23 protein-coding genes are annotated in these 24089 nt (G+C 56.2%); 15 read left to right on the forward strand and 8 right to left on the reverse strand.

Annotated features, from left to right (window positions below):
- The first annotated feature begins 129 nt into the window (after positions 1-129).
- Together JFU58_RS23695 and JFU58_RS23700 are read left to right on the forward strand one after the other, a co-directional pair.
- Positions 130-1176: an HlyD family secretion protein gene (locus JFU58_RS23695; RefSeq protein ID WP_201142518.1), complete on the forward strand. Its 1047-nt coding sequence runs from the start codon at positions 130-132 to the stop codon at positions 1174-1176.
- A complete protein-coding gene (locus tag JFU58_RS23700; RefSeq protein WP_201142519.1) occupies positions 1166-2716 on the forward strand; it encodes an MDR family MFS transporter in 1551 nt (516 codons plus the stop codon). Before JFU58_RS23695 ends, JFU58_RS23700 begins: the two co-directional genes overlap by 11 nt.
- A gap of 120 nt (positions 2717-2836) precedes the next feature.
- Here the strand turns inward: JFU58_RS23700 and uvrB are convergent, their stop codons facing one another.
- Complete coding sequence (gene uvrB / locus JFU58_RS23705; RefSeq protein ID WP_201142520.1) at positions 2837-4852, reverse strand: excinuclease ABC subunit UvrB; 2016 nt, start codon at positions 4850-4852, stop codon at positions 2837-2839.
- Positions 4853-5195: 343 nt separating this feature from the next.
- Between uvrB and JFU58_RS23710 the strand changes: the two genes are divergently transcribed.
- Together JFU58_RS23710 and JFU58_RS23715 are read left to right on the forward strand one after the other, a co-directional pair.
- A complete protein-coding gene (locus tag JFU58_RS23710; protein WP_201142521.1) occupies positions 5196-6392 on the forward strand; it encodes an amino acid aminotransferase in 1197 nt (398 codons plus the stop codon).
- A 308-nt stretch (positions 6393-6700) separates the two neighbouring features.
- Positions 6701-6910, forward strand: coding sequence for a hypothetical protein (locus JFU58_RS23715; RefSeq protein ID WP_093199424.1), 210 nt, complete (start codon positions 6701-6703; stop codon positions 6908-6910).
- Between the two features lie 1354 nt (positions 6911-8264).
- On the opposite strand, the gene ptrR is transcribed toward JFU58_RS23715, so the two are convergent.
- Positions 8265-9140, reverse strand: a complete 876-nt coding sequence (gene ptrR, locus JFU58_RS23720) for a putrescine utilization regulator PtrR (protein WP_063031754.1) — start codon at positions 9138-9140, stop codon at positions 8265-8267.
- Positions 9141-9244: 104 nt separating this feature from the next.
- Between ptrR and JFU58_RS23725 the strand changes: the two genes are divergently transcribed.
- Positions 9245-10636 (forward strand): aldehyde dehydrogenase family protein, encoded by a 1392-nt coding sequence (locus tag JFU58_RS23725; RefSeq protein WP_201142522.1) that lies wholly within the window; start codon positions 9245-9247, stop codon positions 10634-10636.
- A gap of 34 nt (positions 10637-10670) precedes the next feature.
- Here JFU58_RS23725 and JFU58_RS23730 read toward each other — a convergent pair whose 3' ends face one another.
- A complete protein-coding gene (locus tag JFU58_RS23730; protein WP_201142523.1) occupies positions 10671-11309 on the reverse strand; it encodes a TetR family transcriptional regulator in 639 nt (212 codons plus the stop codon).
- 129 nt (positions 11310-11438) lie between these two features.
- Here JFU58_RS23730 and JFU58_RS23735 point away from each other — a divergent pair, with 129 nt between their 5' ends.
- Both JFU58_RS23735 and JFU58_RS23740 read left to right on the forward strand, forming a co-directional pair.
- Positions 11439-12095, forward strand: coding sequence for an O-methyltransferase (locus tag JFU58_RS23735; RefSeq protein WP_201142524.1), 657 nt, complete (start codon positions 11439-11441; stop codon positions 12093-12095).
- A 98-nt stretch (positions 12096-12193) separates the two neighbouring features.
- Complete coding sequence (locus tag JFU58_RS23740; protein ID WP_201142525.1) at positions 12194-13405, forward strand: YeeE/YedE family protein; 1212 nt, start codon at positions 12194-12196, stop codon at positions 13403-13405.
- A gap of 125 nt (positions 13406-13530) precedes the next feature.
- Here JFU58_RS23740 and JFU58_RS23745 read toward each other — a convergent pair whose 3' ends face one another.
- Positions 13531-13878, reverse strand: coding sequence for a c-type cytochrome (locus JFU58_RS23745; protein WP_207198455.1), 348 nt, complete (start codon positions 13876-13878; stop codon positions 13531-13533).
- Positions 13879-13995: 117 nt separating this feature from the next.
- Here JFU58_RS23745 and JFU58_RS23750 point away from each other — a divergent pair, with 117 nt between their 5' ends.
- Entirely contained in the window at positions 13996-14559 is a 564-nt protein-coding gene (locus JFU58_RS23750) for a hypothetical protein (RefSeq protein WP_148666970.1), read from the forward strand.
- Here the strand turns inward: JFU58_RS23750 and JFU58_RS23755 are convergent.
- The 3 genes from JFU58_RS23755 to JFU58_RS23765 form a co-directional block, all read right to left on the reverse strand.
- Positions 14556-15449: an alpha/beta hydrolase gene (locus JFU58_RS23755; RefSeq protein ID WP_201142583.1), complete on the reverse strand. Its 894-nt coding sequence runs from the start codon at positions 15447-15449 to the stop codon at positions 14556-14558. The two genes, JFU58_RS23750 and JFU58_RS23755, sit on opposite strands and share 4 nt — an antisense overlap.
- Positions 15450-15596: 147 nt before the next feature.
- Positions 15597-16037, reverse strand: a complete 441-nt coding sequence (gene tspO, locus JFU58_RS23760; protein ID WP_076016149.1) for a tryptophan-rich sensory protein TspO — start codon at positions 16035-16037, stop codon at positions 15597-15599.
- A 97-nt stretch (positions 16038-16134) separates the two neighbouring features.
- A complete protein-coding gene (locus JFU58_RS23765; protein ID WP_201142526.1) occupies positions 16135-16836 on the reverse strand; it encodes a hypothetical protein in 702 nt (233 codons plus the stop codon).
- A gap of 131 nt (positions 16837-16967) precedes the next feature.
- Here JFU58_RS23765 and JFU58_RS23770 point away from each other — a divergent pair, with 131 nt between their 5' ends.
- The 3 genes from JFU58_RS23770 to JFU58_RS23780 all read left to right on the forward strand — a co-directional run bounded on the left by JFU58_RS23770 (position 16968) and on the right by JFU58_RS23780 (position 18301).
- The gene (locus JFU58_RS23770; protein ID WP_201142527.1) at positions 16968-17240 is read left to right on the forward strand and encodes a DUF3630 family protein; all 273 of its coding nucleotides are present in this window, start codon (positions 16968-16970) and stop codon (positions 17238-17240) included.
- A 320-nt stretch (positions 17241-17560) separates the two neighbouring features.
- Positions 17561-17893: a DUF6124 family protein gene (locus tag JFU58_RS23775; RefSeq protein ID WP_093199468.1), complete on the forward strand. Its 333-nt coding sequence runs from the start codon at positions 17561-17563 to the stop codon at positions 17891-17893.
- Between the two features lie 171 nt (positions 17894-18064).
- The gene (locus tag JFU58_RS23780) at positions 18065-18301 is read left to right on the forward strand and encodes a hypothetical protein (protein ID WP_201142528.1); all 237 of its coding nucleotides are present in this window, start codon (positions 18065-18067) and stop codon (positions 18299-18301) included.
- Positions 18302-18424: 123 nt separating this feature from the next.
- Here JFU58_RS23780 and JFU58_RS23785 read toward each other — a convergent pair whose 3' ends face one another.
- Positions 18425-18658: a hypothetical protein gene (locus JFU58_RS23785; protein WP_177129522.1), complete on the reverse strand. Its 234-nt coding sequence runs from the start codon at positions 18656-18658 to the stop codon at positions 18425-18427.
- 318 nt (positions 18659-18976) lie between these two features.
- Here JFU58_RS23785 and JFU58_RS23790 point away from each other — a divergent pair, with 318 nt between their 5' ends.
- The 4 genes from JFU58_RS23790 to JFU58_RS23805 all read left to right on the forward strand — a co-directional run bounded on the left by JFU58_RS23790 (position 18977) and on the right by JFU58_RS23805 (position 24074).
- Entirely contained in the window at positions 18977-21628 is a 2652-nt protein-coding gene (locus JFU58_RS23790; RefSeq protein WP_201142529.1) for an AAA family ATPase, read from the forward strand.
- Positions 21629-21820: 192 nt separating this feature from the next.
- Positions 21821-22312 carry a HEPN family nuclease gene (locus JFU58_RS23795; protein WP_201142530.1) on the forward strand — a complete coding sequence of 164 codons (492 nt, stop codon included), beginning with the start codon at positions 21821-21823 and terminating at the stop codon, positions 22310-22312.
- Positions 22313-22449: 137 nt separating this feature from the next.
- Positions 22450-23271 carry a DUF6602 domain-containing protein gene (locus JFU58_RS23800; RefSeq protein ID WP_201142531.1) on the forward strand — a complete coding sequence of 274 codons (822 nt, stop codon included), beginning with the start codon at positions 22450-22452 and terminating at the stop codon, positions 23269-23271.
- Between the two features lie 83 nt (positions 23272-23354).
- On the forward strand, positions 23355-24074 hold the full coding sequence (locus JFU58_RS23805; RefSeq protein ID WP_201142532.1) for an HNH endonuclease: 720 nt from the start codon (positions 23355-23357) through the stop codon (positions 24072-24074).
- The last annotated feature ends 15 nt before the right edge of the window (positions 24075-24089 follow it).

The raw sequence follows: 24089 nt of genomic DNA on the forward strand, positions 1-24089 counted from the left end.
TTGGGCTCCAGCGTGGGGAGGCGAACAAAGGGCATATGAGACAAGCTCCGGTCTCAAGTCCCGCCATGGCTATTTGCCAGATCATTCGCTGGCTATATTCCATTACCTTTTGTCGACGACCTTATCGCCATGCCTGCCCCGCTCAAACGCCGCCTGTTTATCTTCCTGTTGATCGTGGTCCTGATTGCCGCGGGCTTTTTCGCCCAGTGGTTCTTCAAGGGCCGCTTTTATGAGAGCACCGACAACGCCTACGTCCAAGGCGAGATCACCCGGGTCTCCAGCCAACTGGGCGCGCGCATCGTCGAGGTGCTGGTGGGCGACAACGAACACGTGGAAAAAGGCCAACTGCTGGTCAGGCTCGAAGGCGACGACTTCCACCTCGCCGTCGACCGCGCCAACGCCGCCCTGGCCATGCGCGAAGCCGAGCGCGTGCAGGCCCAGAGCAAACTCACCCAGCAAGCCAGCCTGATCGCTGCGAGTGAGGCCAAGGTCTCCTCCAGCCAGGCCACCCTCGGCCGCTCGCAGATCGACCTGAACCGTGCGCAAACCCTGCGCAAGCCTGGCTATGTATCCGAAGAACGGGTCACCACCCTCGACGCCGACAACCACATCGCCCGCTCCCAGGTGACCATGGCCCAGGCCGACCTGCAGGGCCAGCGCCAGCAGGTCAACGCCCTGAACGCCGAGATCAAGCGCCTCGACGCAATGATCGCCAACGCCAAGACCGACCTGGCCCAGGCCGAACTGAACCTGACCCGCAGCGAAATCCACGCGCCCATCAGCGGCCTGATCGGCCAGCGTGCCGCGCGCAACGGCCAATATGTGCAGGCCGGCGCCTACCTGCTGTCGATTGTCCCGGACCAGGACATCTGGGTGCAGGCCAACTTCAAGGAAACCCAGATCGGCCACATGCAGCCCGGGCAAAAGGCCGAACTGACGTTTGATGCCTACAGCGATACCCCGATTGAAGGCCGCGTGGCCAACCTGTTCGGCGCCTCCGGCGCGCAGTTCAGCCTGCTGCCACCGGACAATGCCACGGGCAACTTCACCAAAGTCGTACAACGGATTCCGGTCAAACTGACCTTCGCCGCCGACAACCCGCTGCAGGGCAAAATCCGCCCGGGCATGTCGGTGACGGTCAAAGTGAATATCCAAGACCCGCACGATGGCCGGTGATCAACTGCTGCCGCCGGTCGGCGAACCGACCCGGCGCGACTGGATCGCGGTCATGAGCGTGATGCTCGGCGCCTTCATGGCAGTGCTCGACATCCAGATCACCAACTCGTCCCTCAAGGACATTCAAGGCGCGCTGTCGGCCACCCTGGAAGAAGGCTCGTGGATATCCACTTCCTACCTTGTGGCCGAAATCATCATGATCCCCCTCACCGCCTGGCTGGTGCAGCTGCTGTCGGCGCGTCGCCTGGCGGTGTGGGTGTCCAGCGGATTCCTGATCGCCTCGCTGATGTGTTCCATGGCCTGGAGCCTGGAAAGCATGATCGTGTTCCGCGCGTTGCAGGGCTTTACCGGCGGCGCGCTGATCCCGCTGGCGTTCACCCTCACCCTGATCAAGCTGCCCGAACATCACCGCGCCAAAGGCATGGCCATGTTCGCCATGACCGCCACCTTCGCCCCCTCCATCGGCCCGACCATCGGCGGCTGGCTCACGGAGAACTGGGGCTGGGAATACATCTTCTACATCAACATCCCCCCGGGCCTGATCATGATCGCCGGGCTGCTGTATGGCCTGGAGAAAAAGGATTCCAACTGGGACCTGCTCAAAAGTACCGACTACCTCGGCATCGTCACCATGGCCGTGGGCCTCGGGTGTTTGCAGGTATTTCTTGAGGAAGGCCATCGCAAGGACTGGCTGGAGTCGAACCTGATTGTCAGCCTGGGTACCGTCGCCCTGTTGAGTTTGATCACCTTCGTGATCGTGCAGATGTCCAAGCCAAACCCGCTGATCAACTTGCGCATCCTCGGCAACCGCAATTTCGGGCTGTCGAGCATCTCCAGCCTGGGGATGGGCGTGGGGCTGTATGGGTCGATTTATCTGTTGCCGCTGTACCTGGCGCAGATCCAGAACTACAACGCCCTGCAAATCGGCGAAGTGATCATGTGGATGGGGGTTCCGCAGCTGTTCCTGATTCCGCTGGTGCCCAAGTTGATGAAATACGTTTCGCCCAAATGGCTGTGTACGCTGGGGTTCGGGTTGTTTGGATTGGCGAGCTTTTCATCGGGAGTGCTGAACCCGGACTTTGCCGGCGACCAGTTCAATCGCATCCAGATCATCCGCGCGCTGGGGCAGCCGTTGATCATGGTGACGATTTCGTTGATTGCCACGGCGTACATCATGCAGAAGGACGCGGGGTCGGCGTCGAGCCTGTTCAATATTTTGCGAAACCTGGGTGGCGCGATCGGGATTGCGCTGCTGGCGACGCTGCTGGATGCGCGCACCAAGACCTACTTTGATTACCTGCGTGAGGCGATTGTGCCGACCAATCCGCAGGTGGCGGAGCGCATGGCCAGGCTGACGGAGACGTTTGGCAGTGAGACGGCGGCGTTGGGCAAGTTGAGTGAGATTGCCCATCAGCAGGCGCAGATCATGGCCTACAACGATGCGTTTCACTTTGTGGGGTTGGCGTTGGGGATCAGCATGGTGGCGATCTTGTTGACCAAGGCGTTGCCGGCGGGGCTCAAGGCTGGGGAATCTCATTAGACCGAGGCGCCGCCATTCGCGAGCAAGCCCGCTCCCACACTTGACCGAGCTGTTCAGGCGAACGCGGTCAAAATGTGGGAGCGGGCTTGCTCGCGAAGAGGCCTTGGCAGTCGCTACAAATCACACAGCCAGCAACCGCTCCCGCAACTTGCCAATCTCATCCCGCATCTGCGCCGCCGCTTCAAACTCCAGATCCCGCGCCAACTGGTACATCTTCTCTTCCAACTGACGAATCCGCTTGGTGATCTCGCTCGGCGAACGCAATTCCGCTTCGTACTTGGCGTTCTCCTCCGCCGCCTTGGCCATGCCCTTGCGCTTCTTGCTGCGCGAGCCCGGCACGGTGGCGCCTTCCATGATGTCGGCCACTTCCTTGAACACGCCCTTCGGCGTGATGCCATGTTCTAGGTTGTAGGCAATCTGCTTGTCGCGACGCCGCTCGGTCTCGCCAATCGCGCGCTCCATGGAACCGGTAATCCGGTCCGCATACAGAATCGCCCGGCCATTCAGGTTCCGCGCCGCCCGGCCAATGGTCTGGATCAAGGAGCGCTCGGACCGCAGGAAGCCTTCCTTGTCGGCATCGAGAATCGCCACCAGGGACACTTCCGGCATATCCAGACCTTCACGCAGCAGGTTGATCCCCACCAGCACATCGAACGCCCCCAAACGCAGGTCGCGGATGATTTCCACGCGCTCCACGGTGTCGATGTCCGAGTGCAAATAGCGCACGCGCACGCCGTGGTCGGCCAGGTAATCAGTCAAGTCTTCGGACATGCGCTTGGTCAGTGTGGTGACCAGCACCCGCTCTTCCAGGGCCACGCGCTTGGTGATTTCCGAGAGCAAGTCGTCCACCTGAGTCAGGGCCGGGCGTATTTCGATTTGCGGGTCCACCAGGCCCGTCGGGCGCACCAGTTGCTCAATCACACGCCCGGCGTGTTCGGCCTCGTAGTTACCCGGCGTGGCCGAGACAAAAATCGTCTGCGGGCTGATGCCTTCGAACTCGTCAAAACGCATCGGCCGATTATCCAGTGCCGACGGCAGGCGGAAGCCGTATTCCACCAAGGTCTCTTTACGCGAACGGTCACCTTTGTACATCGCGCCCACCTGCGGCACGCTGACGTGGGATTCGTCGATCACCAGCAAGGCATCGTCCGGCAGGTAATCGAACAAGGTAGGTGGCGCCTGCCCGGATTCGCGGCCAGAGAGGTAGCGCGAGTAGTTTTCGATGCCGTTGCAGTAGCCCAGCTCGAGAATCATCTCCAGGTCGAAACGGGTGCGCTGCTCCAGGCGCTGGGCTTCCACCAGCTTGTTGTTGGAACGCAGGTATTCCAGGCGCTCCACCAGCTCAGCCTTGATGCCCTCGATGGCGCCCATCAGGGTTTCGCGCGGGGTCACGTAGTGGCTTTTCGGGTAGAAGGTGAAGCGCGGCAGCTTGCGGATCACCTCGCCGGTCAACGGGTCGAAGGCCGACAGGCTCTCGACTTCATCGTCGAACAGCTCTATGCGGATCGCTTCCAGGTCGGATTCCGCCGGGTAGATGTCGATCACATCGCCGCGCACGCGGAAGCTCGCCCGGGCGAAGTCTATGTCGTTACGGGTGTATTGCAGGCTCGTCAGGCGACGCAACAGTTCGCGCTGGTCGAGTTTGTCGCCGCGGTCGACGTGCAGCACCATCTTCAAATAGGTTTCCGGGCTGCCCAGGCCGTAGATGCACGACACCGTGGTGACGATGATCGCGTCTTTGCGTTCCAGCAGCGCCTTGGTCGCCGAGAGCCGCATCTGCTCGATGTGGTCGTTGATCGAGGCGTCTTTCTCGATAAAGGTGTCGGACGACGGTACGTAGGCTTCGGGCTGGTAGTAGTCGTAGTAGGAAACGAAGTACTCCACCGCGTTGTTCGGGAAGAACGCCTTGAACTCGCCATACAACTGCGCGGCCAGGGTCTTGTTCGGCGCCAGCACCAGGGTCGGCCGATTCACCTGGGCGATCACGTTGGCGATGCTGAAGGTCTTACCGGAGCCGGTCACCCCGAGCAAGGTCTGGTGTGCCAGGCCGGCTTCGATGCCTTCGACCATCAGACGGATGGCTTCCGGTTGATCGCCGGCAGGCTCGAAGCGGGTGACTAGCTGGAAATCCGACATAACGTACCTCTTGAGTCACCCCGAGGCCGGAAAAAGCAACGGGGACGAAAAAGACCGCGACCCGCGACTGTTCGGCGCAGATTGCAGGAAAAAACCATGATAGCTGTAGAAGTGGAGGCAAATGTGACGGGTTTCAAGGCAATCGTCCTACATGCCATTGCCAGTCAATGTTGCAATAAGACTAACGGTCGGTAAATAAACCGAAAAACTTGGCCGAAAAGCCGTTTCGGCTGTCGCCGCGAGCCGTGATGGCCTCTATACTACCTCCCCGTTTGTGCACCGCTCTAGTGCATTCGGCTGGAGCGCGACACGTCCCTCCACTCTCTATAGAGCTGCCGCAAAAATGAGCCTGTTCTCCGCTGTCGAAATGGCACCACGCGATCCAATCCTGGGCCTCAACGAAGCATTCAACGCCGATACCCGAACCACCAAGGTGAACCTTGGCGTGGGCGTTTACTGCAACGAGGAGGGGAAGATTCCACTCTTGCGTGCCGTTGCCGAAGCGGAAGCCATTCGAGTGGCGCAACACGCCGCCCGTGGCTACTTGCCGATCGACGGTATTGTCGCCTACGACCAGGCCGTGCAAAAGCTGCTGTTCGGCGCGCAATCGCCGCTGATCAGCTCCGGCCGCGTCATCACCGCCCAAGCGGTCGGCGGCACCGGCGCCCTGAAAATCGGCGCAGACTTCCTCAAGCAACTGCTGCCCAACGCCGTCGTCGCCATCAGCGACCCGAGCTGGGAAAACCACCAGGCGCTGTTCGAAAAAGCCGGCTTCCCGGTACAGACCTATCGCTACTACGACGCCGCCACCCACGACGTCAACCGCGCCGGCCTGCTGGAAGACCTCAACGCCCTGCCGCCACAGTCCATCGTCGTGCTGCACGCCTGCTGCCACAACCCGACCGGCGTCGACCTGAGCCCGGCCGACTGGCAACAAGTGCTGGACGTGGTCAAGGCGAAAAACCTCGTACCGTTCCTCGACATGGCCTACCAGGGCTTTGGCGACGGCATCGACGAAGATGCCGCCGCGGTGCGCCTGTTCGCCGAGTCGGGCCTGACCTTCTTTGTGTCCAGCTCGTTCTCCAAATCGTTCTCGCTGTACGGCGAGCGCGTGGGCGCCCTGTCCATCGTCACCGACTCCAAGGAAGAAAGCGCGCGCATCCTGTCCCAGGTCAAGCGCGTGATCCGCACCAACTACTCCAACCCGCCGACCCACGGCGCGGCGATCGTTGCAGCGGTGCTGAACAACCCTGAACTGCGCGCCCAGTGGGAAGCCGAACTGGCCGAAATGCGCCTGCGCATTCGCCGCATGCGCGAGCAGATGGTGGCAGACCTGGCCAAGGCTGCTCCGGGCCACGACTTCAGCTTCGTCGGTCGCCAGCGCGGGATGTTCTCCTACTCCGGCCTGAGCGTTGAGCAAGTGACGCGCCTGCGCAGCGAGTTTGGTATCTATGCGCTGGATACCGGCCGTATCTGTGTGGCGGCGTTGAACCAGAAGAACATCGATGCTGTGACCAAGGCTATCGTTCAGGTGCTGTAAGCCTGTTGTGATGCAAAAAAAGGGGAAGCCGGTGGCTTCCCCTTTTTCATTCTGCGAACGCGCCCAACGTGGCGAGGGAGCTTGCTCCCGCTGGGCTGCGCAGCGGCCCTGAAACCTGCCACCGTGAACTTTCTGAATGAATGCGCTGCCTGAATGGGGGCCGCTTCGCGCCCCAGCGGGAGCAAGCTCCCTCACCACAGGGTGAGCAGATTGCTTCAATAGATGAGTGCATCCCCCCTAAAAATTCGCTGCTTTCAGTCCGCTACCCCTAGACTGACAGCAAGACAGTCCCTTCCCTTGAGTAGCCTATGAGAAACGACGACCTGGACCTGCGTGCCGACCGCGACGAACTGGACCACTTCACCCCGCGCCCGCCCCCCGTCAAGCGCCAGAAAAGCCTGGTACTGCAAATCGCCCTCGGGGTATTCCTCGGCGGTTTGGCCTTGTGGCTGGTGCAACTGGGCGCCGGCGCCCTGATGGCCAAACTGGCCATGGGCACCTTCCAGTTCGGCGGCTAATCAAGACCAAATGTGGGAGCCGTCGAGCTTTAGCGAGGCCGCGATAGCGGTGGGTCAGGCAGCATCGTTGTCGCCTGTGCCGACGTCATCGCAGCCTCGCTAAAGCTCGACAGCTCCCACAGGGGATCTACTGCGCCTTCAGTCTGCTCTCTTGTGGCCGGTGCGAGCAGACACCCAGCAATTTGGCGACCAACCAAGACCAAATGTGGGAGCCGTCGAGCTTTAGCGAGGCCGCGATAGCGGTGGGTCAGGCACCATCAATGTCGACGGTGCCGACGCCATCGCAGCCTCGCTAAAGCTCGACAGCTCCCACAGGTGGCCTGTGTGACTGATGCAACTGAGTACCGGCGCCCTGATCGCCAAATCGGCCATGGGCACCCTGCAGTTCGGCAGCTGACCAAGACCAATGTGGGAGCCGTCGAGCTTTAGCGAGGCCGCGATTGCGGTGGGTCAGGCACCCTCAATATCGACTGTGCCGACGCCTTCGCAGCCTCGCTAAAGCTCGACAGCTCCCACACGGGACCTGTGTGACTGATGCAACTGGATACCGGCGCCCTGATCGCCAAATCGGCCATGGGCACCCTGCAATTTGGCGGCTGACAAAGATCAAATGTGGGAGCCGTCGAGCTTTAGCGAGGCCGCGATAGCGGTGGGTCAGGCACCCTCAATATCGACTGTGCCGACGCCTTCGCAGCCTCGCTGAAGCTCGACAGCTCCCACAGGGGATCTACTCCCGCCATCAGTCCGCGCTCGTGTGGCTGGTTCAACTCGATCCAAGCAGTCCCCCTGCAATTTGGCGGCTGACAAAGACCAAATGTGGGAGCCGTCGAGCTTTAGCGAGGCCGCGATAGCGGTGGGTCAGGCACCATCGTTGTCGCCTGTGCCGACGTCATCGCAGCCTCGCTAAAGCTCGACAGCTCCCACAGGGAACCTATTCCGCCTTCAGTCCGCGCTCTTGTGGCCGGTGCAACTAGGTACAAGCAGACACCCTGCAATTTGGCAACTGACCAAAACCAAATGTGGGAGCCGTCGAGCTTTAGCGAGGCCGCGATAGCGGTGGGTCAGGCACCATCAATGTCGACGGTGCCGACGTCATCGCAGCCTCGCTAAAGTTCGACAGCTCCCACCGGGGACCTATTCCGCCTTCAGTCCACTCTCTTCCGGCAACCATGGTTTGTGCAACTCGGTGCAAGCAAACACCCCGCAATCTGGCGGTTAACCCCCTGAGTTGAACTTCCCGTAGCAGCTGTCGAGCCCCAGCGAGGCTGCGTCAGGCGCGACTCGGTTTGAGTGTATGACTCGATAGCGGCAGCGCGGCCAACGCAGCCTCGCTGGGGCTCGACAGCTGCTACGGCTACGATGCCAGGGCCAGGCCGCGCTCTTCCAGCAACCGCACAAAACTGTTCAAACTCTGTGACACCGTACCCCGGCGCCAAATCAGCCAGGTATTCAAAATCCGGAATGTATCCGTCAACGGCCACACACTCACCGTCCTGAACCCCGGCATGCTCTCCAGCATGCTCCTCGGCATCAGCGCCAATCCCGCACCGGCGCTCACGCACGCCAGCATCCCGTGATAAGACTCCATCTCGAAGATCTTCCCCGGCACCGCGCCATCCTGTGAAAACCAGCGCTCAAAGTGATGCCGGTACGAACAGTTCGAGCGAAACGTGTAGATGCTCTCCCCGCTCACATCCTGCCCCCGGGTGATCGGCGCGTGATGCAGCGGCGCAATCACCACCATTTCCTCCTCAAACACCGCCACGCCTTCCAGGGTAGCGTGCAGCACCGGCCCATCGACAAAAGCCGCCGCCAGCCGCCCCGACAACACGCCCTCGATCATCGCCCCGGATGGCCCGGTGGTCAGGTCCAGCTCGACCTTGGCGTGCTTCTGGTTATACGCCGCCAACACCGCAGGGATGCGCACCGCCGCCGTGCTCTCCAGTGACCCCAAAGCAAACGCGCCCTGAGGCTCCTCCCCCGCCACCGTCGCCCGGGCTTCCTGCACCAGGTCAAGAATCCGCCGCGCATAACCGAGGAAATTCCACCCGGCCGGTGACAACCGCAATCGGCTCTTTTCGCGAATAAACAAATCCACGCCCAAGTCCTGCTCCAACTGCTTGATCCGCGTGGTCAGGTTCGACGGCACGCGATGGATCAACTGCGCGGCGGCGCTGATGCTGCCTTGCTCGGCAACGGCTTTGAAAATTTCCAGCTGGACCAGATCCAAGTCATTCTCCAAACGTGAACGTATTGCTTAATATTATTCAGTTTCCGAAAAAGATACAGCCCCGTACGCTGGCCTCCATCCCATTCACTGCGCAGGACGGTGCCATGAACCCCATTTCTTCCCAGACCCACGCCTTGTCGATCAACCCCGCCAACGGTGAAACGGTCGCCAGCTACCCGTACGAAACCGAGGCGCAGTTGGACGCCGCCCTCACCCGCTCGATCAACGCCTTCCGCAACGGCCGCACTACCCCCGTCGCCCAGCGCGCCGCGTTGCTGCTGGCCCTGGCGAGCACCCTGCGGGACCAGGCCGAAGAGATGGCTCAGATGATCACCCTGGAAATGGGCAAACCCATCGCCCAGGCCCGTGGCGAAATCGAGAAATGCGCCCAGTTGGCCGAGTGGTACGCCGCCCACGGCCCGGCCATGCTCGCCCCGGAAGCCACCCTGGTGGACAACGGCACCGCGCAAATCGAATACCGCCCGCTGGGCCCGATCCTCGCCGTGATGCCGTGGAACTTCCCGGTGTGGCAAGTGCTGCGCGGCGCGGTGCCGACCATGCTCAGCGGCAACACCTACGTGCTCAAACACGCGCCTAACGTGATGGGCAGCGCGTACCTGATGAAACAAGCCTTCCAGCGGGCCGGCTTCGCCGATGGCTTGTTCGAAGTGATCAACGTCACCCAGGACGGTGTGTCCAAAGCCATTGCCGACCCACGCATCGCCGCCGTGACCCTCACCGGCAGCGTGCGCGCCGGCATGGCCATCGGCTCCCAGGCCGGGGCCGCGCTGAAGAAATGCGTACTGGAACTCGGCGGCTCCGACCCGTTCATCGTGCTCAACGACGCCAACCTCGACGAAGCCGTGCAAGCCGCCCTGGTCGGCCGCTTCCAGAACTCCGGCCAGGTGTGCGCCGCTGCAAAGCGCCTGATCATCGAGGCAGGCGTGGTAGAAGCCTTCACCGCCAAATTCCTCGAAGCCAGCCGCAACCTGGTGATGGGCGACCCGACCGCCAGCGAAACCTACATCGGCCCGATGGCCCGCTTCGACCTGCGGGACGAACTCGACGGCCAGGTCCAGGCCACTCTGGCCGAAGGCGCCACCTTGCTGCTGGGCGGCCATAAAGTCGAAGGCGCAGGCAACTTCTACGCACCCACCGTGCTGGCCAACGTCACCGACCAGATGACCTCGTTCAAACAGGAACTGTTCGGGCCGGTCGCCTCCATCATCACCGCCCGGGATGCAGAGCACGCCGTGGCCCTGGCCAACGACAGTGAATTCGGCCTGACCGCCAGCGTGTTCACCACCGACCCGGAAAAGGCGCGCCACATCGCCAACCAACTGGAAACCGGCGGGATCTTCATCAACGCCTACAGCGTGTCCGACCCTCGGGTCTCGTTTGGGGGTGTGAAGAAGAGTGGATTCGGGCGGGAGTTGTCGCACTTTGGTGTGCGGGAATTCTGCAATGCGCAGACCGTTTGGCTGAACCGCCGCTAAGGCAAGCACTGCAAACGATGGCCCGCACAGCGGGTCATCGTGCTGTCTGGTTAAGCACCGTCACATACGCACCGAACATATCCGCCATCGCATCCGCGTAGGCAGTAATTTGCGCCTCGGTGCGCGGGCTTCCCGAGAATTCCTTGCCCACCGAACTGAAGGTGGTGACGATCAAGTCGCACGCCAGGTCGCGGGTCGCCTCAGGCACCTGCGGCAGCAGTTCCAGCATGAACGTCTGGAAGACCTGTTGCCCTCCCGCCCGAACCTCATGGGCTTCGGGCGCGTCACGGTACAGCGGCGCGGCGTCACTCAGGGCGACGCGCATCTGCGCCTCCTCACACTCCGAACGAATAAACGCATGCACCAACGCCCGCAGCCGCTCAAGGGGCGGCTGGCTTACGTCTTCCAGAATCCGGCTGAGCATTTGCGAGGTTTGCTGCCATTCATCGGTCTGCAACCGGAACAGGATCGCCGCCTTGTTAGGGAAGTATTGGTACACCGAGCCCACACTCACACCCGCCTTCTCCGCAACCCGAGCGGTGGTGAAACGGCTGGCACCTTCCTTGGCCAAAACCTGAATAGCCGCTTCGAGAATGGCCGACACCAACTCGGTGGATCGCGCCTGTTTGGGCTCTTTGCGTGAGGAAATCTGCGAGGTCTGGCGGTCGGTCATGGGGCGTGCCTGCTGCGGTTTGAATGCGAATAGCGAACGTGACGAATTGTTCGCATACTTTAAATGCGACGAATCATTCGCATACTAGCCCGGCGCCTCACGCCGCTCAACCTGCAACAGGACCTCCCCATGAATACGCTTACCTCGGCCCCAATGGCGGCTCTGATTGAACGGCTGTACACACAGGCCGATACCGTCACAAGCCCCGTCCTCAACAACGTGACACCTGAAGAACGTGATCGCTTGATGCGCAGCAAAACCGACTATCTGGAACTCTACGGGATGCTGAAAGACCTGTGGCTGCCCGTCTCCCGCGACACCGGCACCCTGCTCTACATGCTGGCCCGCAGCACCAAAGCCCGGGCCATTGTCGAGTTCGGCACCTCGTTCGGCCTGTCCACCCTGCACCTGGCGGCCGCCCTGCGGGACAACGGCGGCGGCGCGCTGATCAGCAGCGAGTTCGAGCCCTCGAAGATCGCCCTCGCGCGGCAACATCTGGAGCAAGGTGGCGTCAGCGACCTCGTGGAGATCCGCCAAGGTGATGCCCTGGTCACCCTGGCCACCGGCCTGCCCGACAGCGTCGACCTGCTGCTGCTCGACGGCGCCAAAGCCTTGTATGGCGATGTACTGAACCTGGTGGAAAGCCGCCTCAAGCCCGGCGCGTTGATCATCGCCGACAACACCAACTACTGCCCCGACTACCTCGCCCGGGTGCGCTCCCCGGCAAATGGCTACCTGTCAGTGCCGATCGGTGACGACGTCGAGCTGTCAGTTCGCCTCGGCTAATACCCCTCATTGGAGGATTCGAGACGCCAGTGGAAGGGTGCGCGGTTTATACTCGGCACCCTCGCCTTTAACCCACGGCCTACGAACCGAGATACCCGATGAGCCTTTCCCTCTCTACAACCCCTGCGCGCAAGCCGCTCGCGCCCCTGCTGGCGTTTGTCATCCTGCTGTTTGGCGCCATCTTCCTGCAAAACAGCGTCGGCTCGCGCCAAGTGCTGTTGCTGGTGGTCGGCGCCGCACTGGGCTTGACGCTGTACCACGCCGCTTTCGGCTTCACCTCGGCCTGGCGGGTGTTCATCACCGACCGGCGCGGCGCGGGCTTGCGTGCGCAGATGGTGATGCTGGCGATTGCCGTGGTGCTGTTCTTCCCCGCGCTGGGAGCCGGCACCTTGTTCGGCCAACCCGTGGTCGGGCTGGTGGCGCCGGCCGGGGTTTCGGTGGTGTTCGGCGCATTCATCTTCGGCATCGGCATGCAACTGGGCGGCGGCTGTGCGTCCGGCACCCTGTTCACCGTGGGCGGCGGTAACGCGCGCATGCTGGTGACCTTGTTCTTCTTTATCTGCGGTTCGTTGATCGCCACCCACCACGTCGACTGGTGGTTTGCCCTTCCCTCATTCCCGGCGGTTTCCATCGTCAAAAGCTTCGGCGTGGTGCCGGCGTTGCTGCTGAGCCTGGCCGTATTCGGCATCATCGCGGCAGTCACGGTGCGCCTGGAAAAAGGCCGTCACGGGCAGCTCGAAGCCGGCGTCACCAGCAAACACCAGGGCCTGCGCCGCTTCCTGCGCGGGCCATGGCCATTGGTGTGGGGCGCAATTGGCTTGGCCCTGCTCAACTACGCCACCCTGGCACTGGCCGGGCGGCCGTGGGGCATCACTTCCGCGTTCGCGCTGTGGGGCGCCAAGGTCGCCAGCGGGTTGGGCGTGGACGTGGGTAGCTGGGTGTTCTGGCAAATGCCGGGTAACGCCAAGGCCCTGGCAGCGCCGGTGTGGGAAGACGTTACCAGCGTAATGGACATCGGCATCATCCTTGGTGCGCTGTTGGCTGCGGGATTGGCCGGGCGCTTTGCCCCAAGCCTGAAGATTCCGGCACGTTCGGTGTTCGCCGCGGTGATCGGTGGGTTGCTGTTGGGTTACGGTTCGCGACTGGCGTACGGTTGCAATATCGGCGCGTACTTCAGCGGGATTGCGTCGGGTAGCCTGCATGGGTGGGTTTGGTTGGTGGCGGCGTTTATCGGCAATAGCGTGGGCGTGCTGTTGCGGCCGTTCTTCTTTGCGGGCGAGCGTCCGCAAGTGGCATTGAGCGGTTGCTGACTCGGTGACTGATCGTTCCCACGCTCCGCGTGGGAATGCCGCCGGGGACGCTCTGCGTCCCGCACTGGGTGACGCGGAGCGTCACGGTATGCATTCCCACGCAGAGCGTGGGAACGATCACAGCATCATCGACTTTTTGAAATCACACCACTCATGTACTGATTCAAGTCGCGGAAGTCCTGAACTTTCCAGGTGAACGGCGAAAGCTTTACACCGTTCTCCCGCAACGTTCTTGGAATCAGGTCGCCATTCGGACGAAGAATGACGGACGACACGATAACGCCCGGATAATCATTCAGGCGTTTCTTGAAAGCGGCTGTTGTAAGGTCAGGCGTAGGCGGATTGCTTTTGTTGGCCAAGGGCCCTGAGCCCTTGATATCGGCTCCATGGCACATGCCACACCGCTGCACGTAGATATTCTTGCCGTTCACATTTTCCGCAAAGGACAGCGATGTTTGAGCGAGCGCTAACATCCCCAACGAAGCGAAGAATAGTATTTTTGTTTTCACTGTTCCCTGTGACCTTGTTATATAAACCGGATGATTTTCCTTCGGGCCGCACTTGCTTGCAAGGATCGCCAAGAGAAACCAATGAACACTCAGCATGGAGCGAGTCGATTGAAAGCCTTTAGATTCCTGGCCCTTTTATCACTGCCACTGTTTTCCGGGTGCTCTACCCTGGACAGCCTCAAGTCATTCACCACTGCGTATCAAGAACCGCAAAACCCCACCACCAGCAGACTTCGAGTGATCACTGACCAGGTCGTCCGGTTAATACCCGATACCCGCTGCGTCAACTGGGATTTGCCGGGGGCCGGTGCGGTCAATTCAAGGAGCTCAGCCCCGCTGAATGATCAAACCCACAATGACAAGCGCCTGGGTATTGCGGGTGGCGAGGGTGTAAAAAACAGCGCCGAAGTGTATGTGCAACCGGACACGCCGCTGACGGTGGTGTACTCGGGCACTACCAGAAGGTATCAGTGCTTCTACGGCGTTTCCTTTGTGCCGGAAGCCGGCGCCGACTATGAGGCAACCTCAGAGATGTGCACTGTCGCCATTTATAAGGTCGTCAAGAATGGAGCCACAGGCGAGGTCAGTCACGAGCAGGTTAAAAGCGACCGGGCAAAGGTCTGCCCTTCGGTGTCCCCCCTCTAAGCCTCGACTCGAGCCGTGATCCACTCGCGGCTGTAAGCCAGCACCCTGCTGGACATCGCCGTCGGAAAATGAATAAACCCATGAGCCGCCTGCGGTAACAAAAACACCTCGGACCCCGCCCATCGCTCGGCCATCTGCAGCGTGTCGTCCAGCAACGGGTCCAGCTCCCCCACAAACATCAGCGCTGGCGGCAGCCCGGCAAGGTCGCCATACAACGGTGACAACGGCGGCTGCCGACGCTGCTCGTCACTCAGGCCCGGCGTCAGCAAACGCAGCGCCTCCACCATGCCCGGCCCGTCCAGCAACAGCGTTTCCCGCCCCGCCGTGCGCACGCTCGGTGTACCGGTCAAATCGTAGACGCCGTAATACAGCACCGCCCCGTTCACCCGCGCCAGCAATTCGGGCGATTGCTTCAGCGCCAGCAGCGTGGCCGCCGCCAGATGCCCACCGGCAGACTCGCCGACAACGATCACCGGCAGGCCGGCGAACTCCTCACAGTCCCCGAGCAACCAGCGCGCCGTGGCCAGGCAGTCTTCCAGAATCCCTTCGACCGGCGTATTCACCGCCAGCCGATAATCCACCGACACCACCGCCACCTCGCACGCATTCACCATGGCCACGTTGAGGTCGTCATTCATCTGCGCATTGCCAATCACCCAGCCGCCGCCATGGATATCCAGCACCACGCCTTTGGCCTTGCCCTTCGGCCGGATGATGCGCACCGGCACCGAGCCCACCCGCCGGCTTTCAGCGTGCAGGCCATGCTTGAGCAACTTGTTGCCGGCCACCATCTGGCTGGAGCGCAACAGCGCCTGGATCACCCGGGGCGTCACGCGGTTGCGGATGCGAAAGCGCGGCATCCAGGCGAGCTTCTGGTTAAAGCGCTGCATTTGCGCCAGTTCATGTTCTTCAGCAGGCCACAGCGTGTGAGTTCCCAATTCGATATTCCCTCTATCTCTAAAAGAGATGTTCACCTTGGCCAGTGTGCGTGGGCATCATGGCAATGATGTTTCCGCCCTCTGCCCACGTCGCCAGGCTTAGCGGTTATTACGCAGGATGGAGAAATTCAACGCAGCCGCAACGCTTAGCCACACCAGGTACGGGAACAGGATCAGCCCCGTGATCAAATCCAGCCGCACCGTCAGCAACACCATGGCGGCGACCACCAGCCACAGCAGCGTGATGATCACCATCCCGGCGAAAATCCGGTGCGCGCCGAAGAACACGGGCGTCCACAGGGTGTTGAGCGCGATCTGTGCGGCCCATAGAGCCAGCACGATTTCGCTGCCGGGGATCAGGGTCAAGCGATAGCCAGCCCAAGCCAGCAGCAGGTAGATGATGGTCCAGGCGACCGGGAACAGCCAGTTGGGAGGGGTGAAGCTGGGTTTGACCAGGGTGGCGTACCAGTCGCCCGGTTTGAAAATAATGCCGGTGCTCGCCGCAGCACCGCAGGCCAGAAGAAAAATAAACAACGTCACCATAATCGGTCCTTAGCTGAGAGCAGCTGCCTGGAGATGAAAGCCTTAACGGCGGTTTCAGGGTTGGACGCCAGGCAGCGGCAAAAGTCCGAAATTTTTACTGACTTAACCCCAGGCGCTTTTTCGCCTTGTAGCAATCATTGATTGCGATCGCCTGCTGGTAATACTCCGTACGCTGCGCACGGTTACTGTCCCCCAGCAGCCGGTACATTTCAGCCTGATAATCCCGACTGCTGCCCCACTGCAACGCCATGCCCTGAGGCATCTCGGCCCTGCATTCAAGCTTCACCGCAGGCTGCGGAAAATATTGATCATACGCGGGCGCGGTGGTTGCAATGGCCTTCAGCGTTGTCTGGAATTCAGGCGTGTCCGTAAATTCAAAGCAAAAGGATGAAAGCTGCAGCGCCGGTGGTGCAAAGCCTTGCAGGAAGCTGCTTTGGAACAACGGGCAGGCCTTTTCCTTGATCTCGTCGACCGGGTAGAACATCACGTAGATCATCGCGAGGCGATGCTGGGCCACCGGGTGCCCCAGCGCGGCAGCTTGTTCAAGCAGCTTGATCGCTGGCTTGAGCAACTCGCCTGCCTCCTCCACCAGCACTTGGGTACGCTTTTTCTCGTCTGCGCTGGCGGTGGGAAAATTCGCAGGCACCGCTTCCAGCTTGGCATCTGCTTGTTTTAGGTACGGCACAGCCTGCTGATAGAGGCTCTCGGCGTGCGGGTCGATGTGCGGGGTGTTGGCCGTGCACAGTTGCGGTAACAGGCAGCCCAGGAACAGGGCAATCCAGAGGGGGATTTTCATAAACAGGCTTCCGTGCGGTGGGGCGTGGCTTGCCAGGGGTTCATTCCTTTGAAAGCTGCGCAGGTTCTGTCACATTCTATGACAAGCATCTCACGGCGGAACACGCCCTTTCACCCTATCGATGATCCCTTATGGAAATACAGATTTCGGAAACGTCCGACTGGCAATTGTTCGCGGCCATCGCCGAAACGCTGGAGCACGGGTTGAAAGGCGAATGGACCGTAAAGGCCGACGGGCTGGATCAGCGCTATTGGGATTTGTGCGTCGAAGGCCAGACCCTCACCCTGCACCTTGAGCATTATCTGGGGATCAGCCTGCTCATGCCTGGCCAGGGCGAGAGCCTGGAGGGGTTGAGTGATTTGGGGTTGAGGGCGTACCGGCTGGCGCTTCCATTTGCGGGATGAAGGAGACTTTGCGTAGGCCATAGCACCTTGCTCCTTTGCCTACGCTTGCGTCAGAATCCGCCGGTTTGTGCACCTGGGTGGCCATCTCTAAGGTTGCTCGGTCGCTGAAAACTCAGTGATCGGGTTTAGTAGCCCTGCTTTGAATACTTACGTGCATGAACCTCATCTTCCAGACGTCCTGTCTGTGCTTGATGGTGGCTGTGCGTAGGGCGCCCTCGGGCGCGCCGGCTTTAAGTATTCACCGGTCTACTAACCTGCGCACAGCTGCCACCCTATCGTTTAGTAGCGACGAGGTGGCGGCCCGACTCAGGAATACTTATATGTTCAAGATAACGCCGAATCCGCCAAACAAGCCGGATCTAAAACTCCACCAGGCTGCCCAGCGCGCCATTGATCACTACCTCAATCCCGGCACCGATGCCGAGACAGTCCTAGAGACAACCGCCCTCTTCAGCGTCACCTCCGGCGTCAGCAGCGAGATCCTGATCGCCAACAGCTACGAAACCGTTTCCTCCGTCAGCGCCCTGCTGCTCGACCTGTCCGACGAACTGACCGGCAAAGACCGCGACGTGGCATTGGCCATACACCAACTGAGCGAATTGAGCGTACTGCTGATCGGCAAACTGATGGACCGCGAAACACCTCGGGCATAAAGCCCAACGCGGTCCTGCGGGACTAGCCCTTCAACTCACCCAACCGATTACTCGCCGCGTCGTCGTATGCCACATACAACGACTCGGCGGGAGGTGCGCGGTGCATTCGGCCATTGCTGAACCCCGCCTGGTTCGTTGTAATGAGCCAAGTCGAAACCCAACAGGTGATTCATGGAAGCTGATCCGCTATGCCTAGTATTTGTACCAGCCCTCGTAGCCGTTCTTACCGCCGCTGAAGACAGAAAGGGCTCACCTCTTACCGAGGCTGAGGTCTGCGATATTCGAGACCGGGCGGTTTGTATCACCCTTCCCTTCAGCGTTGCGCTTGATATGGAAAGGGAGCGCGGCTATCCCGATCTGATTGCGGAGAATTGCTGGAGTGAATGGCAAAACCACAAAGGTCGTTGATCTATAAAGACTGCGACGTGGCATAGGCCATTCACCCGCTGAGCGAATCGAGCGTATAGCTGATTGGCAAATTGATGGACCGCGAAACACCTCGGGCGTAGAGCCGAACGCGGTACTTCGGGATTAGCCCTTCAACTCACCCAACCGATTACTCGCCGCGTCGTCGTATGCAACGTACAGCGACTCGGCGATTTGGCTTTTGATAGCTTTGGCACTTTCCAGCCCCAATACAAAACCTTCGGCTTTGCCGCCTGCGCGGTTCAGGTCTTCTTTGGTGTCAGCACCGGTGATGGCGTCGAGGAGTTTGAGGGCTTGAGGGCCTACGCCTTTTGGGAGGCTGATTTGGTCGATGCTCATTGGGATGCCTCGGACGAGGAGCGGAATGGGGTGGTGCGGGTTGAAGATGTCATGGGCGATACCTTGAGATTGAGGTCAGTAGAGCGTGGAACCACCGCCGGGGGAATGAGCATGGTAGACCGGTATGGGAATTGAAATGCCGTTTTCGTAAAGAAAGGGGCACTTCTCCACGATGCGGCCCCAAGCAATATCGTGATACCTCACTTTTGTGGCTTCGCCCAGCGGAGGATTCCGTCCCTTATTCTTAAGGAGTATGGACGGCAAGGCTGCTTGCTGATATGAGTAATGGCAAAGAGCCAACAACAGGGACGTCATAGCATGAATTCTGTGAAAGAAATCGTAGAGTGGGCCGTTACCGACCTTTCTGATTGGGAAGCCGATTTGGTCAGGCGTCTTTTAGAAAACGGGACATTAACAGAGGACTCTACTAAGCAGGTGATTGACAACGTCATCGCAGCATTTGAAATTGAGGAAGCGGGAGAGCAGAAAAACTGTACCGCACCTTTTTTTCAGAGTGAAACTGCTGACGACCAACCTCTATCTGACCCAATTAAATTATGCAGTGTGCATTCAGTAGAAAATGTAAATGCAATTTATAACGGATCGACACTTCCATTTAGTCATAGCGGTATCACTTTAATTTATGGTGAAAACGGTTCTGGAAAATCCGGATATACAAGACTGTTAAAAAACGCTTGCTTTGCTAAACACGTAGAACCGGAAATACTTCCAAATATATATAAACCCCAGAAAGGTTCACAATGCGCAAAAATCTCCTTTATAAAAAACGGAGAACGATTTGTATGGGAATGGTCGCCTGGTAGTACCTTAACAGACCTCTCCGATATAAACGTATACGACTCCGACTCCGGAAAAGTGCTACTAGAAAAAAACAACCAAGTAACCTACAAGCCAAAAGGCGTAGAAATCTTTGACGAAGTAGCAGCAATAACAGAAGAAATCAAGACAATAGTTTCTGGGAAGCTTAAGACAGCAAAACTTCCCGACATACCGGAAATTGAAAGTTTTCCTCTCGTCCACGGTTGGCTTAAGGCAATCTCTGAAAAAACTACGATTCAAAGCATAAAAAACACTATTTCTTGGAACGATGAGAAGCAGACTGAACTAAACGCCTTAGGAATTGCTATTCAAGAAAATGAAAACGGTACGAGTGCAAAAAAACTCGAGAAAATCATCGCTCTTATTGATACCCGAATCCCTAGAGTTATGTCAAAGCTTAAGGGTTACCTACTGATACTCAGCAGCCAAAAAGCAAAGGAAGTATCTGATCTACAAAATGCGGCATCCATATCAAAACAAGCGTACGACCTAGCTATCTCAAAATCAGATATTTTTGAACCGCTGGAGGGAATACACACAGAAGCTTGGAAATTGCTCTTCAATGCTGCAAAAGAGTTTTCAGAGCATCACGCCTACACTGGAAAAAGCTTTCCCAACACTGATCACGACTCCCTATGCGTTTTATGCATGCAGCCACTTGAGCACGAGGCTAAAGAAAGACTCTCACGGTTTGACTCTTACATATCAGACAAGAGCAAAGCAGTATATGAGAAAGCTCTTGAAAATATTTCCATAGCAAAAAAAGCCATTAACGACCTTATTGTGCCCGACCAAGAGTCCTACGAGCCGCTTTGCGCCGACCTAACTGACATCCTTGGTAGTGATTATAAAATTGACGAAATATTTAAAATCATAAAATCGAGAAAAGAATACTTTGAACTCCAGAACAATGAAAGCCTTACATATCATTCTGGACTAATAGATATAGATCCACTGTCACAAAAGCTGACAGAAGCTCTAAAACAAAAAAATCAAGAAATACAGCAAACTATAGCACCAGACAAGCATAAAAAAAATGTAGCACGACATTCTGAACTGCAGTTAGCCCACAACCTGTACAAATCGCAAGATCTAATTATTGCATATCAACAATCTCTAGCCTTCAACAAAAAAGTCTCTAATGCATTAAGCTCCATAAGAAGTACTAAACAAAAATTCTCTACGAAAGCCAAATCTATAATCTCACAATTAGTCACACCAGACTTCATAGAAAATTTTAAGACTGAGTTAGTGTTCATGGGAGTTTCCCTTGACGTAAAAATCTCACCTGTTGTTCGTGACTCCGATACATCGCATAGCTTTTCCATCGCAACTAAACGCCCTAGTAAAATACTTAGTGAAGGTGAGCAAAAAGTGATTTCCCTGTCGGCCTTCTTGGCGGAAATCAAAACGTTCAAAAATACCGCTCCAATAATATTAGATGATCCAGTCAGCTCGTTAGATCATGTATATCGAGAACGAATCGCACAACGACTAGCGAAAGAGGCGCTAACACGACAAGTCATCATTTTTACACACGACCTTTCATTAATTATGGAAATCGAGGGAAAATGCGATGATATCGCTTTAAGCTTAGGAAAAGGACCGGCCCGCTCTACATTTACTATACGCAGAAATGGAACGGATTCCGATTTTTGCTTTAACAAAGCACCTTGGCGCGGCATGAGTACGGCTCAACGAGCACAACAACTAGAGGAAGATATTCACTCATTCAAAAATTTACACGAAACTGATATTGAAAGTTACAACCAACGAACTGCTTTGCTTTACTGCTTACTAAGGGAAGCTTGGGAATCATTGATCGAGCAGGATCTATTCTGCCAAATCGTTACACGTGGCAGAAATAGCGTTCAAACGCTTAGATTAGATCAGCTAAAAATTGAGCCCACTGACGCAAATACAATAACTCAACAAATGACAAAAACAAGTAACTGGATGTTCGGACATGACAAATCGAAAACGCTGGCAGAAAACCGACCTGCTCCATCTGAAGTTCTTGAGGATATTGCCAAGCTGAGAGTATTCTCGAAAGAAATATTCGCTCGAAGAAAAACTGCAGAGAAAGATTTTGGCGATCAGTTCAAACCACCTATTTGTGAAATAGGCTAACAGCTTTAGTATATCGCACCTTAAATCTATATAACGCAGTACTACTGCACCACCTAAGCTCTAGAAGGCTAAAAAGCAGCTCACCGTAATTATTAAGTACAGATAAATTAGAAACGGTGCCGACTAACAAGCAAACTTAAAACACATAAAGCTGAAAGTCACCCAATCTATGACACATGGAAACCGACAACGATGGGAAACTACAGAAATTTAGAGTTTGACTTCCTAAACAGAACAATCCACCTAATTGATCAGTACACAAAGTTAGTCCAAAAAGAAAATTTTTCGGAGCAACTCAATTATACACTAACGATAAATTGCCTTCTCGGAACTATAGTAATGCCAAAAGAACGAGCAATAGACTACATACCAAAAGAGGAGTTAAACAAAGAAACCTTACACAGAATGGGTTTAACACACACAAAAATAGATAACTCAATTCAAACGCTACGCGAACTTATTAAAAACCTAAGACACTCTATTGCGCACTTCAGCATAGAAATCGAATCAGAGTGCAACAGAAATCTAATTGATTGGATCGTATTTAAAGGAACAAAGAGTCAACCAGAAATCATAGCTCGCTTTAGAGCGCCAGAACTATATCCTTTTTTAAGATATTATGCCAACAGCCTGAACGAAAACTTAATAAACCTTCAAAAGCAACACGATAATGGTTCTAGCTAAGTTGCAAAAGGAAAGGAATCTATTGTTAATAAAATAAACAAGCTCTATTTTTCAGGGCAATACTGAAAAACTGATTAAGTCGTTAGACTCGCTGAGTGGCGCCGTCTACAACCCATCTTCAAACATATCAGACAATCATGAAAAAAACAGACTACGTAAACATACAACAAATTTTCAAATCCGTATCCAAACAAATTAAGGTGGACTATGATGATCTGGCATCTAACATCCCTCACCTAGGAGAGCGAGGTGCAGGCCGCGAAGAAGTAATTAAAGCACTACTAAAAGAATATCTTCCAGAAAGATTCGGCGTCGACTCTGGATTTGTAGTTGATATTAATGGAAAAGTTTCCAGCCAAGTTGATATCGTAATATATGACCGCTTCGTCGCACCGAGATTTAAAGTCACAAAAAACAAATATTTGTATCCATGCGAATCTGTTGTTGCAGTTGGTGAAGTTAAAAGCTATATGGATAAATCAGAGCTAATAGATGCCATCGGGAAGTTGAAGAAAATTGGCGAGCTTGACAGAACAGGTAATGGCGGCAACACGGCACGCCTAGGCTATCATTTCCGGCACAACTCACATCTATCGCCTCAAGCAAATAAATGCGACTCAATATGGACCTTCATTTTTTGCTCAGATAGCCCCAGCCTCGAGACAGTAACTGAAAATCTAGCTATCGAACTAAACCTTATTAGCAGAAACTTATGGCCCAACCTCGTCTGCGTGCTGAACAAAGGGATTATTTCCTATCATTCAGACTCAGGCCTAATAACTGATCCAAGAGAGGCTACCGGGTTGTATCACAGTACACCGGAGGAAGCTGAGTATGCTTTACTTAAGTGGTTCATGCTCTTATGTAACGATATCTGCGACAATCAGATCACGACGATAGATGCAGTAAACTATCTTGGATCGCCTTACACCAACAATATACGCTATCCAATTGCATAGCTAACAATGTAAACATTGGCTACCGTGCTCTAGAGCCCACCAAATACAATTTGAACTTCAATATTATAAATTAAGGCATACCCATGGCATTTGATCGAAAAATTGTTGAGCTAATCGCATACAGATCGGCTTACATATGTAACAATCCCGAATGTAACACCTTAACAATTGGCCCCTCTACCACCGACATCAATCTGAAATACAAGTTAGGTGAAGCTGCTCATATAATCGGAGAAAAAAATGGTGCTGCTAGGAATGAGAGTATTGACTCTCATTCTTTAGGAGATATCGAAAATGCTATATGGCTTTGCGCAAACTGCCACACATTGATAGATAAGAACAAAGGCGCAGATTACCCGAAAGAAACCCTTTACAGCTGGAAGGAGGCGCATGAAGAGATAATTTCAGGATTACTCCGCACTCACAAAAGCCCTCTTCCTCTGCTCAGAAAACAGACAGAGAACTTCCAGCTAGCCCAAGCGTTAGCCGATGAAATCTCATCCAAAGGTGTATTTTATATAGATGGAGTCTATGAAAACTATAAGTTCGTAATTCAGTCTCTTGATGAACTGCGAAAATTTATCGGTCGCGAATCAAAAAAAATACAACTCGATTCGGAATTAAAGAAAATATTCACAGCATTAGGAAAAATATCACAGGAAGTCATGAATGAGAACTCAAATGACTACAAAGCTTTAGATGATTATCTGCGCGTAATGCGGAGAAAAGCTGGAGTGCAATTAAAACTACTACAGGAGAAGTATGGCTGTGTCATTACCGGGCCGATAACGACGATTATGTGAACTTTACTCTGCGTT

It is taken from the genome of Pseudomonas sp. TH34 (assembly GCF_016650865.1).
GTDB classification, from domain to species: domain Bacteria; phylum Pseudomonadota; class Gammaproteobacteria; order Pseudomonadales; family Pseudomonadaceae; genus Aquipseudomonas; species Aquipseudomonas yamanorum.

What these genes read in the sequence shown, in the direction of transcription:
- JFU58_RS23710 (WP_201142521.1), top strand. Translation starts at nt 5,196, where the DNA reads ATGAGCCTGTTCTCCGCTGTCGAAATGGCACCACGCGATCCAATCCTG.
- JFU58_RS23775 (WP_093199468.1), top strand. Translation starts at nt 17,561, where the DNA reads ATGTTCAAGATAACGCCGAATCCGCCAAACAAGCCGGATCTAAAACTC.
- JFU58_RS23745 (WP_207198455.1), bottom strand. Translation starts at nt 13,878, where the DNA reads ATGTTAGCGCTCGCTCAAACATCGCTGTCCTTTGCGGAAAATGTGAAC.
- JFU58_RS23725 (WP_201142522.1), top strand. Translation starts at nt 9,245, where the DNA reads ATGAACCCCATTTCTTCCCAGACCCACGCCTTGTCGATCAACCCCGCC.
- JFU58_RS23755 (WP_201142583.1), bottom strand. Translation starts at nt 15,449, where the DNA reads ATGCAGCGCTTTAACCAGAAGCTCGCCTGGATGCCGCGCTTTCGCATC.
- JFU58_RS23730 (WP_201142523.1), bottom strand. Translation starts at nt 11,309, where the DNA reads ATGACCGACCGCCAGACCTCGCAGATTTCCTCACGCAAAGAGCCCAAA.
- JFU58_RS23790 (WP_201142529.1), top strand. Translation starts at nt 18,977, where the DNA reads ATGAATTCTGTGAAAGAAATCGTAGAGTGGGCCGTTACCGACCTTTCT.
- JFU58_RS23750 (WP_148666970.1), top strand. Translation starts at nt 13,996, where the DNA reads ATGAACACTCAGCATGGAGCGAGTCGATTGAAAGCCTTTAGATTCCTG.
- JFU58_RS23800 (WP_201142531.1), top strand. Translation starts at nt 22,450, where the DNA reads ATGAAAAAAACAGACTACGTAAACATACAACAAATTTTCAAATCCGTA.
- JFU58_RS23700 (WP_201142519.1), top strand. Translation starts at nt 1,166, where the DNA reads ATGGCCGGTGATCAACTGCTGCCGCCGGTCGGCGAACCGACCCGGCGC.
- JFU58_RS23785 (WP_177129522.1), bottom strand. Translation starts at nt 18,658, where the DNA reads ATGAGCATCGACCAAATCAGCCTCCCAAAAGGCGTAGGCCCTCAAGCC.
- JFU58_RS23765 (WP_201142526.1), bottom strand. Translation starts at nt 16,836, where the DNA reads ATGAAAATCCCCCTCTGGATTGCCCTGTTCCTGGGCTGCCTGTTACCG.
- JFU58_RS23795 (WP_201142530.1), top strand. Translation starts at nt 21,821, where the DNA reads ATGGGAAACTACAGAAATTTAGAGTTTGACTTCCTAAACAGAACAATC.
- uvrB (WP_201142520.1), bottom strand. Translation starts at nt 4,852, where the DNA reads ATGTCGGATTTCCAGCTAGTCACCCGCTTCGAGCCTGCCGGCGATCAA.
- JFU58_RS23740 (WP_201142525.1), top strand. Translation starts at nt 12,194, where the DNA reads ATGAGCCTTTCCCTCTCTACAACCCCTGCGCGCAAGCCGCTCGCGCCC.
- JFU58_RS23805 (WP_201142532.1), top strand. Translation starts at nt 23,355, where the DNA reads ATGGCATTTGATCGAAAAATTGTTGAGCTAATCGCATACAGATCGGCT.
- JFU58_RS23780 (WP_201142528.1), top strand. Translation starts at nt 18,065, where the DNA reads ATGGAAGCTGATCCGCTATGCCTAGTATTTGTACCAGCCCTCGTAGCC.
- JFU58_RS23695 (WP_201142518.1), top strand. Translation starts at nt 130, where the DNA reads ATGCCTGCCCCGCTCAAACGCCGCCTGTTTATCTTCCTGTTGATCGTG.
- JFU58_RS23770 (WP_201142527.1), top strand. Translation starts at nt 16,968, where the DNA reads ATGGAAATACAGATTTCGGAAACGTCCGACTGGCAATTGTTCGCGGCC.
- JFU58_RS23715 (WP_093199424.1), top strand. Translation starts at nt 6,701, where the DNA reads ATGAGAAACGACGACCTGGACCTGCGTGCCGACCGCGACGAACTGGAC.
- JFU58_RS23735 (WP_201142524.1), top strand. Translation starts at nt 11,439, where the DNA reads ATGAATACGCTTACCTCGGCCCCAATGGCGGCTCTGATTGAACGGCTG.